Raw genomic sequence first — 15,689 nt, forward strand, 5'->3', positions numbered from 1 at the left:
AGAATCTGTTATACACAAGTCTAGTGCAACCAAAAGTTTGATTAATTGTATTCGCTTGAGTTTCATTAGGATAGATTCTATATTTAAAAGCTAAGTTATACGTCTTCATAGTTTTCACCTCCTTAAAATTAAAAATTTATGTGGTCTGATTATACCATATTTTAGAAAAAAACAATAGAAACTATTAAGCTATATATTCGATTAAAGGAACTAAAAACTAAAAAGATTGCCCTGATTCATCCTCTCCCTAATAGAGGAAGAGGTTTTCTCAGGGCGTTTTGATAAAGTGCCCTTAAACATCTAACTGCTTCCATCTTCTTCACATCTAATATATTTTTTAAAGCAATGATTTTCGTTTTCGTATTTGTATTTAATTGTGACGCTAAATGTGTGGAAGCAATAACTATATCATACATTGATATTCCTGCTTTAGCCTGTCCAATACTACAGTTCTCACAAGTGTTTTGTATTTTATGTTTATCAAGTATTCCTTTAGCTTTTAATTTCATCATCATGCTTGTTCCCATGCCATCCGCCAAAACCTTGAAGTTTAAATAGTGCCACTGCTACAGCTCCAAGAACAACTTGAAGTATTCCTGATACAAAAGGTAAAATCATAGCAGCCTTAACTCCACCTCTTTTTTCTGCAAATATTGCTATTGTTGCATTATCAAAGAAAACAGGTACAAAACCTGTGATAATTAAAATTGGTGACTTAAATACTAAAAGTCCTGCTATCGCAATAAATTGCCCAATTGCTCCAAATATAAATCCAAATAGCACTGCGTTTGGAGACCCAAATCCATATGCAGCTGCACAATCTACTGCTGGCATAACTCCCAGTAAAATTCTATTTGAAATACCTTGGAAAGATTCAGTAAGTTCGCTTACAAACATTCTTACTCCTGTCATTAAAATTGCTAGATAAACCGAAAAATATAACGACTTTGATATCACATAAGTTATAAAATTTAAACTTGCCCCAAAATTAGTTGCATCTGCCACTCTCATATAACTTTCACCCAATACTCCTAGAATAGTTCCAAAGAAAATAATCATTCCGTTATTTTCCATTATAACATATAAATTTTTCAACAAATAAAAAACCAAGAAGACTATTTCTAATCCTCTTGGCTTTTTTATAATTCATCAACTGCTTTTTTTAATTGCTCTAATGCTTGTTTTAAAACACTTTTCGGACAAGCAACATTTAATCTCATAAATCCACTTAACTCTTTGTCAAATGCTGTCCCACTACTTAAACCAAGTTTTGCTTTTTCAATCATAAATCTCTCTAACTCTATATTACTTAAATTTAAGGATCTACAATCTAACCACATTAAATATGTCGCATCAGGAGCATAAGTTTTAATTTTTGGAATATTTTCTTTACAATATTTAACCACAAAATCAAAATTACTACTAATGTATGGTAATAACTGAGTTAACCACTCTTCACCTTCGTTATAAGCTACCTCCATAGCAACAGAAGAAAAAGAGTTATTACGATGAATATCTTTTGAAATCCACCATTTATCAAACTCATTTTTCAACTTATTATTTGGAAAAACAACAGTACACGCTTGTAGTCCCGCTAAGTTAAATGTCTTTGTTGCTGAAAAACAAGTTACCACTGTTTTTTTAGCTAACTCACTTACCGTTGCTGTCGGAATAAATTTTTTATCATGAAAAATTAAATCTGAATGTATCTCATCACTTATTAATAAAACATTATTTTTCGCACAAAGTTTTACAATTTTTTCAATCTCCTCTTTCTTCCATACTATACCTAATGGATTGTGCGGACTACAAAATAAAAACATAGATACTTTTTTTATCTTATCTTCAAAATCTTCCCAATCAATAGACCATTTCCCATCTTTTTCCACAAGATGATTTGTTATTACATGATTACCTGAATTTTGAACTATTTCATAAAACTCTCCATATATTGGCGGTTGAATCAAAATACTACTTCCACTTTTACACCAAATTTCAGCCATTACTGTCATAGCAGGAACTACTCCAATAGAGAATGAACATAGTGCTTTATCAATCTCCCAACCGTTTCTTCGCTTTTGCCAATCACATCCAGCCTCAAAATAACTCTCTGGTCTTGAAACATAACCAAATATTCCCTCTTCAGCTTTATTTTTTAAAGCATCTATAATTGGCTGAGCAGTCTTAAAGTCCATGTCTGCTATCCAAAGAGGTATTAAATCATCTGTCCCAAACTTTTTTATTCGTTCATCATATTTTGCACATCTAGTATTTACTCTAGAAATAACTTCATCAAAATTATATTTCATTTCTTAATTTTCAACTCCATTTACAAAACTTTATTTTTTAATTCTCTTCAAAATTCTATCTTTTAAATCAGTATCCTTCTCTATTTTTTTATTAGTATTTCTCTCTAAAGCTGACAAATTTCCATAACGACAAATATCATTCATCTCACTTTCGGAAAGTGTACTCGTTGTTTTTGACATCAACTCTTGAAAACGTCTTTTACTAGCTATAAACTCTTTTATACAGCTATCTTCTCTCATAGAAAAAAGATTATGAAAATCACTGATATAATTATTTGGAACCTCATACGGGTTTTTATTTGGAATGAACATTATCTTCATATTCGACCCTCTTGTAACATGATGAAGCGTTTTATCAGGAGCTTCCCAGACTGCAAAAACTTGCTTTTCAAATAAAATATCCGATTCTAAAATCGACATTCCATACACAATTTTTCCTCCGTGTAAATCTATATACTTTACAACTGTTTCAAAAGAATCATTAATATTGTATTTTCTTATCTGTATATTATGATCTAATTCACGAGTTAAAAAAACATAATTTTTAGAATGTATAAATTGCTCCAATTCATTGTAAATAATTTCTGGACACTTTAATTTTGAGTGAGATTTCATTGCTACCTCCAAAAAATCAAATATTTTTTGATTTTACTTATATTATACCCCGAATAAGAAACATTTACAACTACAGCTTTATAATGAAAAACTTTACTCCATTGATTACAATTGTATCCTCTTTTTTCTTTCCAATCTTATCAAACTTACTATGAGTGTATCTTCTCACTAATTTAACCGGATAATCTTTTGCAGTTTTAATAGAAATTAACTCAATTGTACTTAAAAGCTCCATTCTATCACTTGAAACCAAATAGTCATCTGTATCATAGGAAAATAAGACTCCTTTATAATAACCATCTGGTTTTATCATCTTAAAGTTGAAATTTTTTCCTGTTTGCTTTACTATATACTGCCCTAAAGCTGATATTTTTTCTTTCATTTTTTACCTCTCTATCCTCTTTTTAATTTTGTAATTCTTTCTCAGGCTTTCCAAAATAATATCCTTGCCCATAACTGATTCCTATCTCTTTTAAAAATTCAAATTGTTCTCTCTCCTCTATCCCTTCAGCTAATACTTTAAGTTTTAGACTTTTTATCATATTTGTCAATCCTAAATAGATATTTTTTCCTCTCTCACTCTCTTTTTTCACACTGAAAATTAACGACTTATCAAACTTCACAACATCTATTGGTAAAGTTGTTAAAAGTCCTATCGTTGTGTAATCAGCTGTAAAGTCATCTATTGAAAGGTATATTCCTCTTCTTCTAAAAAAATTTAATTTTATCATAATATCCTCTATTCCCTCTGAAAATGTACTTTCGCTTATCTCTATCTCTAAATTTCTTCCATCTAAGGAATATTTTTCTAAAAGATTAAATATTTGTTCCACTACATCTTTTCTTTTAAGAGTTTCAATCGACATATTAAAAGACATTCTAAAATCTTTATCCACATAGTTTTTATCAAGAAGTTGCCTCGTTTTCCTTATAGCTTGTTCTGCAACTTTATAGTCAATCTTATAAATTATTCCTAAACTTTCTGCTATTGGGATAAACTCTTCCGGTAAAATTTGTCCTAATAATTTACTTTCCCATCTTGTAAAAGCCTCCGCTCCTATTACTTGTCCACTTTTTAAATCATATTTTTTTTGAAACACCGGATAAAGTTCTGTTTCAATCGATATATTAATCATATTTTCTATTATCTTTTTTCTTCTCATATTTTTTATGAAGTTATATGTCGCTTCCTCTGACCAGCTTTTTTTACTTTTTTTTGCTGAATACATAGCCAAATCTGCATATTTAAAAGCATACTCCATCGAGTTTTTCTCTTTTTTAAAATAATACCCTAAACTAAAAGATATATTATATTTTCTCATCAAACTTGAATTTTTAAAAAGAATTTCCAATCTTTCCACCTTATTTTTTATATCTTCTGTATAACATGAAAATATATAAAACTCATCTCCTGATATTCTAAATACATAGTCATTTGTAAAAACGGCTTTTAAAACTTTTCCTGCCTCAACTAACACTTCGTCACCACAATCATGCCCAAATGTATCATTCAATGATTTAAAATTATTTAAATCCATAAGAAGGGTACAACCACTTATATCACTATTATTTTTACAAAATTCATTGTAAACTCTTCGACTGTATAGTCCTGTTAACTCATCTTTTAATAGCTCTTTATTTTTTTTCTTGTGTATAACTACCTTAAAACTTTGATATGCTACTAATAATAATAGAGCAATACAGCCTAAGACAACTACCGCAATTAGTTCTTTATGCTTCTCTTGTTCCTGTAAAATCTCTTTCTTTTTATCTAACTCCGAGGTTCTAAGAATATCTTTTAAATCTACCATTTCCAATATAGCTTTATTTAAAATATTTTTTAATATTCCTCTTTCTTTATTTAAAGCTAAATTTATGGGTACATTTTCAAGTATTTTTATACTGAATCTTTTTTTATCATATACATCCGAGTTTAAAGATAAAACTGTAGTTATCTTATTACTTTTCAAATCTGATAACATCTTGTTTCTATTAGAATAAATCTTTATATCATTTTTTAAAAAATGATTTTTAGCAACACTCTCTTCTATCGAATTTTTTATAACGCCCACTATCTTTTTACTTGCTAAATTTTTTAGATTCTCTATCTGATAGATATTTAAATCATATATTTTTTTGGTAAATATAAATTTTTTCTCTCTTTCATCAGTTTTAGAAAGAGTTAAAACATCAATTTCACCTCTATTGAATTCATCATAAATATTTACCCACTCAACTTTTTCTATGTTTTCTTTTTGAACTATATTTATATCTAATCTTCTAAATAAATAACCTAATAAATCTGGAAGAACTCCTACAAATTTTTTATTCAAAGAGGAATAACTACTAACATTTTCAATGTTCCCATAGGATATTTTTAAAGGTTCTAAATTTTTTAAATATTCGCTCTCTTCATCAGTTAAAGAGGTCAAAAATTTATTTTTGAATATATAATCTCCACGTTTTTTTAACCACTCCTCTATCTTTTTGCTATATTTCTCCTCTAAAGCATTATTTACTATATTCTTTAAACTTTCATACTCTTTTCTGAATCCAATTGTAGCCTCAGGTAATCTACCAATATTTAGTTTATTTGATTCCCCAATCGCACTTAAATTTGTTTTTGCAAAATATTTAGTATTCTTTGTATCTATTTCATCAATTCTAATGATTTTCATTTCTAACTCATTTCTCGATTTAAATCTTTCCAAAAATTGTTCATAGATACTATTTTTAGTCACATATATCTCTACCCCATTTAAGTCCCCTACTGTACTCAAAATTTTTTCTCTGGATACAACAACTAATTCTTCATCAAAAACCCTGTTTGTAAATACTGCAAAACTATTTCTATCATCAGTTTTAGATAAAAAATTTAGAATATCAATTTTACCATTCTGGAATTCATTATATATCGTGTCCCAATTTCCTTTTCTCATCTTTATATTTAGCTGTAAATAACTCCCTAATAACTCCTCTAAAATATCATTTAGGGATTCACCATCTATTTTATCTTCTGCGAAATAGTCCGTTTTCATTCCCAAAATTAACTGTTTTTTTCTTAATTCTTGAAGATATTCTTTCTCCTTTTGATTTTTAGGAACATATATATCTAGAGAAATTACAAATTTAAAACTTAAAAAGAAAACCAAAAGCATTCTTTTTATCCCCATTTTTCCCCCCAATTATTTAACATCTTTTAGTTAAATTATATCTTGCTTTCCACTTTTTTTCTATATTTTTTATGAAGGAATTTTATTAAACTATTTGTATATTTTCTATAGGATTTATATTTTATTTCGGGGAGGATGATGATATGTTAAACAGGAGATTTTATAAGCTCTTTATCACCATTTTTATATTATTTACCACTTCTAATATCTTAAAAGCTAATGCACAAGATAATACCGTTGTAATCGTTATGGGAAACTCTTCAGAGCCAGAAAGTGGATTTGACCCTGCGTTTGGATGGGGAGCTGGCGAACACGTCCATGAACCCCTTATTCAAAGTACACTTACTACAACAACTCAAGATTTAAAAATTGCTTATGATTTAGCAACAGATATAAAAGTTTCAGAAGATGGACTTCAGTGGATTGTAACAATTAGAGATGATGTTTTTTTTACTGATGGAAAACCTTTAACCGCAGAAGATGTCGCATTTACTTATAATAAAGTGAAGGAGCTAAGTACAGTCAATGACTTTACTATGCTAAATAGAGCTGAAGCTAAAGATAATAAAACTGTTATCTTTTATATGGATAAACCTTATTCAATTTGGCCCTATAGTATGAGTAGTGTTGGAGTTGTTCCTAAACACGCCTACAATGAAAATTACGGTCAAAACCCTATCGGCTCTGGTAGATACATTTTACAACAATGGGATAAAGGACAACAAGTTATTCTAAAAGCAAATCCTAACTATTATGGAAAAGCTCCAAATATTGAAAATGTTATCGTTTTATTTATGAGCGAAGATGCCGCTTTTGCCGCAACTAAAGCTAATAAAGTTGACGTGGCATATACAACACCATCTCTTTCACAAGAAAATCTTAAAAATTATAATATTCTTGCTGCTCACTCTGTTGATAATCGTACTTTTAATCTTCCAACTGTCCCTAAAAATGGGAATATAGGAAATGATGTAACTAGCGATTTGGCTATTCGTCAAGCTATTAATATTGGGTTAGATAGAGAACGTTTAATAAAATATATTCTAAAAGGTTATGGAACTCCTGCATACAGTGTTGCTGATAAAATGCCCTGGTTCAATGAAGAAACTATCGTTGCCTATAATCCTGAAAAAGCAAAAGAGATTTTAGACAATGCTGGTTGGAAAGTTGGAAAAAATGGTATTCGAGAAAAAAATGGTATTCCCGCTAAATTTAATCTTTTATATCCTGCAAATGACTCTGTTAGACAAGCTCTAGCTGCCGAAACATCCAATCAACTTAAAGATTTAGGAATAGCCGTAACTTTTGAAGGTGTTGGTTGGGATACTGCCTATACTAGAGCACAGTCAGAACCTTTAGTTTGGGGATGGGGAGCTCATACTCCTATGGAGATGTATAACATCTATCATACAGCACCAAACAGCAATTTTGCTACGTATTCTCCATATTCCAATAAAGAGGTAGACAAACTGATGGACAAAGCTCTTGCCACAAATGATTTAACAGAATCTTTTGAACTTTGGAAAAAATCTCAAGAAAAAGTTTCCGGTGATATTCCCTGGATTTGGCTCGTCAATATTGATCATCTATATTGGATTAAAAATGGTCTCAATGTTGCAGAGCAAAAAATACACCCTCATGGACACGGATGGTCAATTGTTAATAATGTCGATCAATGGTCTTGGAATAAAGAGCAATGAAAATTTATACCTCCATTATTAAACAAATAGTTAGGGCTGTTTTTTTAATCTTTTGTGTCAGTCTAATTTCCTTTATTTTAGTTTCATTGTCACCACTTGATCCTATACAAATGAATTTAGGTCAAACTATCAAAGGATCTATGTCTCCCGAACAACTAAAAAAAATTCAAGATTATTGGGGAGTTAACACCCCTCTTATTGAACGTTATCTATCTTGGATTAAAGATTTTCTAAGAGGAGATATGAACATCTCTCTTTTATATAGAAGACCTGTTGTTCAAATTCTTCAAGAAAGATTGTCGAACTCTCTATGGTTAATGGGTATAGCTTGGTTTTTATCCGGTTTTTTAGGATTTTTCTTAGGTGTTTTAGCTGGTTTTAAAAGAAATAGAGTTATTGATCACATTATTCATAAGTATGCTTTAGTCTCAGCTAGTGTTCCATCTTTTTGGTTCGCTTTACTCCTACTTATTATTTTTTCAGTTTGGTTGGATATTTTTCCAATTGGAATGAGTGTCCCCATAGGAGTTGATTTTTCTAATGTAACTTTTAGTAATCGACTACACCATGCCATTTTACCAATTATTACACTTATTTTTATCAATTCATCAGCAATAATATTGCATACTAGAGAAAAAATGATTGAAGTTTTAGATAGCGATTATGTTTTATTTGCTACAGCTCGTGGAGAAAATACTTTTAGTATAATCTTTAGACACTGTATTAGAAATATTTTATTGCCTGCTATAACACTACAATTTGTATCTATAAGTGAAATATTTGGTGGTTCTGTCTTAATCGAAACTGTTTTTTCCTATCCCGGTCTTGGTCAGGCAACTGTCAAAGCTGGACTTGGAGGAGATGTTCCTCTTTTACTGGCTATAACTGTTATTATTTCTACGGTTGTTTTTTTAGGTAATTTCATTGCGAATTTTTTATATGGAGTAGTTGATCCTCGAATAGGAATAAAAAAGAAGAAGGAGTGATTCTATATGTTAGCTAAAGTAAATAACAAACAAAAAGATGCTATCATGCTTAGTTTTACATTTATCTTCTTAACTGGAATAACACTTTTAGGTTGGTACTTTTCAGAAAGTTCTTTAAAAGTTGACTTTACTCAAACTAATATTTCACCTAATACCAAATATATATTTGGAACTGATTGGATGGGACGAAATATGTTCACTCGAACACTCTCTGGCCTGTCAATGAGTATTCGAATAGGTATTATAACAGCTGGTATCAGCTCTGTTATTGCTCTTTCTTTGGGTACTCTTGCTGCATTTGGTGGTAAAACAGCTGATGGAATTGTAACTTGGCTGATCGATTTAATCATGGGAATTCCTCATATTCTTTTATTAATTTTGATATCTTTTGCGTGTGGCAAAGGATTTTTAGGTGTGGTCACTGGTGTTACCCTAACTCATTGGCCAAGCCTTGCTAGAGTCATCCGAAGTGAGGTTCTATCTCTTAAAAATAGTGATTACATCTCAGCTTCTCAAAAACTTGGAGTTAGTAGATTTCATATTGTTAAAAATCATATGATTCCACATCTACTTCCACAATTTTTATTAGGTCTTATTCTATTATTTCCCCATGCTATACTCCATGAAGCCAGTGTCACTTTTCTAGGTTTTGGACTTTCACCTGAACAACCTGCAATCGGTATAATTTTATCAGAAAGTATGAGATATCTTTCTACCGGTAAATGGTGGTTAGGTCTATTTCCAGGTTTTTTCTTAGTTTTAACAGTTATATTATTTGATTATGCAGGGCATAATCTCAGTAAAATTTTTAATGTCAATCAAATTCACAAGTAGGAGGGTGTATGGATAAAACTGTCAACAAAGAGATACTTAAAGTTAAAGATTTATCTATCTCTTTCACTCAATATAATGGTTTAAAAAAAGAGACACTACAAACTATACATAATTTGAATGTATCTGTGCATGAAAAAGAGATTGTTGCTATTGTTGGTGCCAGTGGCTCAGGCAAAAGCTTATTAGCTCATAGCATTTTAGGTATTTTACCATACAATGCTCATATAAACGGAGAAATTTATTTTTGTGGAGAACTATTGACAGAGGAAAAAAAGAAAATGGAACGAGGTAAAAATATTGCTTTGATTCCTCAAAGTATTTCCTATCTAAATCCTCTAATGAAAATTGGACCACAAATTAGGAAAGGAGATAATAGTTTTAAAGCAAAACAAAAATGCTCTGAGATTCTTAAAAAATATAGATTGGATGAAAAGATTGCCAATATGTATCCTTTTCAGCTCTCTGGTGGAATGATTCGTAGAGTACTTATCTCCACTGCTGTCTATAGTTCTCCTAAACTTATTTTGGCAGATGAACCTACCCCTGGATTAGATTCCAAAACCTTAAAACATATTGCAGAACATTTCCAAGAGCTAGCTAACGAGGGCATGGGAGTTCTTATAATTACCCATGATTTAGATATGGCACTAAAAATAGCTAATAGAATTGTTGTCTTTTATGATGGGATAACTATTGAAGATATTTCTACAGACGATTTTTCTTCAGTAGATAATCTCAATCATCCCTATACAAAAGCACTGTTTCATGCTATGCCTCAAAATGGTTTTCATTCATTCTCTTTGGAATACCCTCTATCAACTTCTGATAAAAAAGGTTGTTCTTTCTATAATAACTGTTCCCATGCTAACTGTGATTGTTTAGTAGATATCCCTTGGAAAAAAACAAATTCTGGTTTTGTGAGATGCTTACTGGAAAAGGAGGAAAAAAATGCACTTAATAGCTTCTAATATCTCTTTTAGTCACTCTCCTAATGGAAAAAATATTTTTACTAATCTAAATTTTAGTATTAAAAGTGGGGAAAGAATCGCCATAACCGCTCCTAGTGGTTTTGGTAAAACCACTTTATGCAAAATACTTTCTGGATATGAAATACCTAATAATGGTGCCATTCTTCTAGATGATATCCCTGTACATAAACTTAAAGGCTATTGTCCTATTCAAATGATTTGGCAACATCCAGAGCAGGTTCTCAACCCCAGACTTAGAATGAAACAGATTCTAAAAGAAGCTGGTGAAATCAATGATGAACTTTTAAAAAATTTGGGAATCCAAGAAAAATGGCTCAATCGTTTCCCAAGAGAACTTTCTGGAGGAGAGCTTCAACGATTTTGTATAGCTCGTGTTTTAAATAAAAAAACCAGATTCTTGCTGGCTGACGAAATTACAACAATTTTTGATTTAATTACTCAAAGTCAAATTTGGCGAGTTATTTTGGAGTTTTGCGAAAAGGAAGATATCGGCATTGTTATAATAAGTCATTCACAGCCTTTAATTGAAAAAATTTCTGATAAAGAACTTTCTTTAAAAGAACTCATTGAACAAAATAGTTAAAAGCCATGGCAGTAAATCATGGCTTTTATTAGTTTTTTGAATTATTTCATTGTTTCCTTAAATCTAATTCACAGGACTTCAGTAATTCCTGCCTTGAATAATTCGTAGCTCCATAGATTATCTTTTGAATATCCTGTGTCAAATTTCCTAAAGCTCTCACTACAATTCCCGGTATTTCTAACTTTGACACACCATATTTTACATCTACATCATATTGTTGTAAATGCTCTCGTAATTTTTCCACATATTCTAAATCTATCCTCGAATCTATTATAATTGCTGTTCCATAATTTAGATAATTTTCAAAGTGTCCCATTGAAAACAGATCATTTTTCCCCGGAGACAACAAAAGTTTATCTAACAATACCAACTTATTATCTAAATATATTTTATTTCTCATTTTAGCTAATCTATATTGAAACGGTTTCCCATCAGAAGACCATCCCGCTGTTATTCCCTCAGCTAATATTAAAGTTGAGGTAAAATCTAAGTATATATCTGTTTCTTGCTCAAAATTTGCATTTTTAAAGAGTATCGTATTATCCATCATATATTCCAATATACTATTTTTTTCAAGGTATATTTTTGAAATCTGTTTGGCAGGAATATTATTTTCACATTTATAAACCACTGTTGGTGCTTGAGTTGTTATTATAGTTCTTGTATTTTCTTTTAAATGTATATCGTTATAACAGCGCTCCCCTTCTAAATAACCACCACCTAAATGCATTAAGAAATAACATGGGATTTTTTCTCTATCCAAGTGTATTGTAGGAGAAACTTTAAATACTCCTTCATGATAGATTTTTTTTATAACTGTTTCGTTTCTCAGAGGATGATTTTCCAATATAATTTCAATTTTTCCATCATATTTTTCCATAGCTATCTCAATCCTTCTAATAAACAATTTTTCTTAATCCACTTCACTACTTCCTCTACTCCTTCATCTGTTTTCAAATTTGTAAAAATAAATGTTCCTTTATCCCTAAAATGAAGTGTATCCTCTTCCATCACTTTTAGATTTGCACCAACATATGGTGCTAAATCTATCTTATTTATTATAAATAGATCACTTTTTATCATTCCTTGACCTGCTTTTCTTGGAATTTTCTCACCCTGTGCAACATCTATTATATATATTGAAAAATCCACCAAATCTGGACTAAATGTAGCTGCTAAGTTATCTCCCCCGCTCTCTAAAAAAATTATATCCAGGTCTGGAAAAGTTTTCTTCATCTTATCAAGAGCGGCAAAATTCATTGAAGCGTCCTCTCTAATTGCAGTATGAGGACAACCACCAGTTTCAACCCCTATTATTCTATTTTTATCTAAAACTGAATTTTCTGCCATAAACTTAGCGTCCTCTTTTGTGTAGATGTCATTTGTTATTACACCCATCTCATATTCACCATTTAATTTTCTAGTGACTCTTTCAACTAATAAAGTTTTTCCTGCACCTACAGGTCCTCCAACTCCTATTACAACTGGTTTCATCTATAATCACTCTCCTAATTTTTATCATGACATAAATAATCTAAATGTCAGTATTTCGTGATTCATTTGAGATATTTCAAATCCGGGAATATTGTATCCTAAATCCTCGATAGATAGTTTTTCAATCTCCTCCCTTATACTCTCTAATGTCGATAGCGAGTCCTGGAGCACTCTTTGACCATCCTTTTGTCCCAATGGTATCGCCCTAACAGCACTTTGAACCAAAGTTGAAGCCACACTGTATCCATATGCTACAATTGCTACATCTCTTTTTACATTTAGATAATACATTAAAATTGCAAAAACAACTGCTGGGTTCCCATAACTTATATTTTCCTCTATTCTTTCTTTATACTCTTTTAGTAAATCCACCTCAAAAAGTTCTAATACAACATCCAATTTTCTATAAGCTACTAATTTTGCACCCTCTCTACTTTCCATAGCCACATTTTGTACCGTTAAAAGTTGATCTATATCCCAAACTTTATTTATTTCATCTTTTTCCAATATTTCATAAACTAATTTTATTGCTAATCCTTCATTATATAGATATTGATTTTCAAAAAACATTGTTAACCATCTATTAAATGTGTGAGCATCACATATAACATTCTCCCTCAAATAGGTTTCCATTCCATAGGAATGGTTAAAAGATCCAATTGGAAAGGCAGAATCACAAACTTGTAATATATTTAATAATTGCCAAGTTGTAATTGAATTCTCATTGCTCTTAATCATGACTGTGCCCGTGATGCCCATGACTATGCTCAATATGTCTCAAGGCTTTTTTAAATTTTAAATATTCTATATCAAAAGGACAATTTTTTTCTTTTAATGTGTTATCTAAATATTTATCATAGTGTAGATAAATTTTTTCATTTTCTATTTTTATCGGAGTATGCATATTCCCTAAAAAATGAGCAATCTCTCCCATTTGATTCATATTATTGGGGGAAATAACCAAAACTTTTTCTAAATCTGTCTCTATAAATATTATCTTTATCCCATCATTATATAATATTGAACCATTTTCCAGTTTATCTCCACTCTCTTTTAAGCTAATCCCATACTCATTTCCATTTACGGATTCAACTCTTAAAATTTTTTTTTCTAAATCATCACTTTTTATAATAATTTTTTCTATCTCATAGTTATCTCTGTCATCAATATCGTTTATGTTTCCCAAAATTTTCTCAAATAACATATTCCCTCCTACATATATTTTATTTAGACTGTAATTTCAGACAGGAGACTACTCTCCTGCCTGATTTTTTTACTTAATACAAATAATACCTTTGTGCTAATGCAAACTCTTCAAATGGCTCACACGTTATCAACTTGCCATCTATTGTTACCTCATATGTCTGCGGATCAATTACAATATCTGGTAACTCTGCGTTAAATATCATATCTTTTTTTGTAAGATTTCTTAAATTTTCAACTGGTAAAACAATTTTTTCTAATCCTAGTTTCTCTTTCACTCCGTGTTCATAAGCATATTTTGACACAAAAGTTATGTGAGAATGAGAAAGAGCTTTGCCTTTAGCTCCATATAATTCACGAACTAATCTTGGCTCTGTAGTCGGTAAACTCGAACTTGCATCCCCCATTACTCCATAAGAGATTGTTCCACATTTCAATATCATCATTGGTTTTGTTCCAAACATTTTTGGTTCCCATAAAACTAAATCTGCATATTTGCCAACTTCCACCGATCCAACATATTTGCTTATTCCACAAACTATAGCTGGGTTTATCGTATATTTAGCTACATATCTTTTTATTCTAGTGTTGTCTGAGTATTCACTATCCCCTTCCAAAGGTCCGCGTTGTTTTTTCATTTTATCAGCCAGTTGCCATGTTTTCATATTTACTTCACCAATTCTTCCCATGGCCATAGTATCGGAACTCATCATACTTATAACACCCATATCTTGTAATACATCTTCTGCTGCAATTGTTTGCTTTCTTATTCTAGAATCTGCAAAAGCTACGTCTTCTGGAACTTTTGGATCTAAGTGATGACATACCATTAGCATATCAAATTCTTCTGGAACACTATCTATTCCATATGGATTTGTTGGACTTGTAGATGATGGTAATACATTTAGATGTCCTGCTACTACCATTATATCTGGGGCGTGTCCTCCTCCTGCACCCTCTGTATGATAGGTATGTATTGTTCTTCCTGCTATCGCTTGTAACGTATGCTCAACAAATCCACCTTCATTTAATGAATCAGTATGCAATGCTACTTGAACATCATACTTATCCGCTGCTCTTAAAGTATAATCTATTCCAGCTTGTGTCGCTCCCCAATCCTCATGAATTTTTAACCCACAAGCTCCAGCTTCTATTTGCTCAATTATAACATCTTCATTATCTCCAGCTCCCTTACCTAAAACTCCTATGTTTATAGGTAATCCATCATGAGCTTGTAAAATTCTTTCTATATGCCAAGCTCCTGGAGTTGCTGTTGCAGAACGTGTTCCATCTGCAGGTCCAGTTCCACCTGCAACTATAGTTGTTATTCCATTATCTAGGGCAGCGTGAACTATATCAGGAGTTATTAAATGTACATGAGAATCTATTCCACCAGCAGTTACTATAAGTCCCTCTCCTGCAATAGCCTCTGTACTCGCTCCCACAACAAAATCTATATCATCCATTATTCCTGGATTTCCACCTTTTCCAATAGCTATTATTTTCCCATCTCTTATTCCTATATCAGCTTTGTATACTCCAGTATAATCAATTATTACAACACTATTTATTATTGTATCTGCAACCAAAGGATTTCCCCTTCGAGTTTCTATAGGGTTCATTCCCATTCCATCTCTTAAAGTTTTTCCTCCTCCAAATTTTGATTCCTCTCCATATACAGTTAAGTCTTTCTCAATTTTTGCAAATAAATTTGTATCTCCAAGTCTTATACTATCTCCCGTTGTAGGACCAAATAAATCTGAATATTTTTTTCTATCCATTTCAAAACTCATAATTTGAACC

17 protein-coding genes are annotated in these 15,689 nt (G+C 31.1%); 5 read left to right on the forward strand and 12 right to left on the reverse strand.

Going from position 1 to position 15,689, the window contains the following annotated elements; genetic code table 11:
• The 7 genes from ACWI69_RS03460 to ACWI69_RS03490 all read right to left on the reverse strand — a co-directional run.
• Positions 1–109, reverse strand: a 109-nt coding sequence (locus ACWI69_RS03460) for a helix-turn-helix domain-containing protein (RefSeq protein WP_448820521.1), incomplete at its 3' end; no start/stop codon positions are given.
• A gap of 127 nt (positions 110–236) precedes the next feature.
• Positions 237–527: a PTS sugar transporter subunit IIB gene (locus tag ACWI69_RS03465; RefSeq protein ID WP_448820459.1), complete on the reverse strand. Its 291-nt coding sequence runs from the start codon at positions 525–527 to the stop codon at positions 237–239.
• Positions 493–1,110 carry a PTS transporter subunit IIC gene (locus ACWI69_RS03470; protein WP_448820460.1) on the reverse strand — a complete coding sequence of 206 codons (618 nt, stop codon included), beginning with the start codon at positions 1,108–1,110 and terminating at the stop codon, positions 493–495. Before ACWI69_RS03470 ends, ACWI69_RS03465 begins: the two co-directional genes overlap by 35 nt.
• A gap of 29 nt (positions 1,111–1,139) precedes the next feature.
• Positions 1,140–2,309 carry a MalY/PatB family protein gene (locus tag ACWI69_RS03475; RefSeq protein WP_448820461.1) on the reverse strand — a complete coding sequence of 390 codons (1,170 nt, stop codon included), beginning with the start codon at positions 2,307–2,309 and terminating at the stop codon, positions 1,140–1,142.
• 30 nt (positions 2,310–2,339) lie between these two features.
• Entirely contained in the window at positions 2,340–2,924 is a 585-nt protein-coding gene (locus tag ACWI69_RS03480) for a hypothetical protein (protein ID WP_448820462.1), read from the reverse strand.
• Between the two features lie 70 nt (positions 2,925–2,994).
• The gene (locus ACWI69_RS03485; RefSeq protein WP_448820463.1) at positions 2,995–3,306 is read right to left on the reverse strand and encodes a hypothetical protein; all 312 of its coding nucleotides are present in this window, start codon (positions 3,304–3,306) and stop codon (positions 2,995–2,997) included.
• A 22-nt stretch (positions 3,307–3,328) separates the two neighbouring features.
• On the reverse strand, positions 3,329–6,097 hold the full coding sequence (locus ACWI69_RS03490; protein ID WP_448820464.1) for an EAL domain-containing protein: 2,769 nt from the start codon (positions 6,095–6,097) through the stop codon (positions 3,329–3,331).
• Positions 6,098–6,240: 143 nt separating this feature from the next.
• Here ACWI69_RS03490 and ACWI69_RS03495 point away from each other — a divergent pair, with 143 nt between their 5' ends.
• From ACWI69_RS03495 to ACWI69_RS03515, 5 genes are read left to right on the forward strand one after another with little or no spacing between them, the layout of a single operon-like run.
• Positions 6,241–7,797, forward strand: coding sequence for an ABC transporter substrate-binding protein (locus ACWI69_RS03495; protein ID WP_448820465.1), 1,557 nt, complete (start codon positions 6,241–6,243; stop codon positions 7,795–7,797).
• Positions 7,794–8,783, forward strand: coding sequence for an ABC transporter permease (locus tag ACWI69_RS03500; protein ID WP_448820466.1), 990 nt, complete (start codon positions 7,794–7,796; stop codon positions 8,781–8,783). Before ACWI69_RS03495 ends, ACWI69_RS03500 begins: the two co-directional genes overlap by 4 nt.
• A 6-nt stretch (positions 8,784–8,789) precedes the next feature.
• Entirely contained in the window at positions 8,790–9,617 is an 828-nt protein-coding gene (locus tag ACWI69_RS03505; RefSeq protein WP_448820467.1) for an ABC transporter permease, read from the forward strand.
• 8 nt (positions 9,618–9,625) lie between these two features.
• Positions 9,626–10,585, forward strand: a complete 960-nt coding sequence (locus ACWI69_RS03510; protein ID WP_448820468.1) for an ATP-binding cassette domain-containing protein — start codon at positions 9,626–9,628, stop codon at positions 10,583–10,585.
• A complete protein-coding gene (locus ACWI69_RS03515) occupies positions 10,566–11,189 on the forward strand; it encodes an ABC transporter ATP-binding protein (RefSeq protein ID WP_448820469.1) in 624 nt (207 codons plus the stop codon). The genes ACWI69_RS03510 and ACWI69_RS03515 overlap by 20 nt, the downstream gene beginning before the upstream one ends.
• 46 nt (positions 11,190–11,235) lie before the next feature.
• On the opposite strand, the gene ACWI69_RS03520 is transcribed toward ACWI69_RS03515, so the two are convergent.
• The 5 genes from ACWI69_RS03520 to ureC form a co-directional block, all read right to left on the reverse strand.
• Complete coding sequence (locus tag ACWI69_RS03520; protein ID WP_448820470.1) at positions 11,236–12,096, reverse strand: urease accessory protein UreD; 861 nt, start codon at positions 12,094–12,096, stop codon at positions 11,236–11,238.
• Positions 12,072–12,683, reverse strand: a complete 612-nt coding sequence (gene ureG / locus ACWI69_RS03525) for an urease accessory protein UreG (RefSeq protein WP_448820471.1) — start codon at positions 12,681–12,683, stop codon at positions 12,072–12,074. Before ureG ends, ACWI69_RS03520 begins: the two co-directional genes overlap by 25 nt.
• A gap of 24 nt (positions 12,684–12,707) precedes the next feature.
• Positions 12,708–13,421, reverse strand: a complete 714-nt coding sequence (locus ACWI69_RS03530; RefSeq protein WP_448820472.1) for an urease accessory protein UreF — start codon at positions 13,419–13,421, stop codon at positions 12,708–12,710.
• The gene (locus ACWI69_RS03535; protein WP_448820473.1) at positions 13,414–13,887 is read right to left on the reverse strand and encodes an urease accessory protein UreE; all 474 of its coding nucleotides are present in this window, start codon (positions 13,885–13,887) and stop codon (positions 13,414–13,416) included. Before ACWI69_RS03535 ends, ACWI69_RS03530 begins: the two co-directional genes overlap by 8 nt.
• Positions 13,888–13,960: 73 nt before the next feature.
• On the reverse strand, positions 13,961–15,679 hold the full coding sequence (ureC, locus tag ACWI69_RS03540) for an urease subunit alpha (protein ID WP_448820474.1): 1,719 nt from the start codon (positions 15,677–15,679) through the stop codon (positions 13,961–13,963).
• Positions 15,680–15,689: the final 10 nt, after the last annotated feature.

Source organism: Cetobacterium sp. (genome assembly GCF_977044495.1).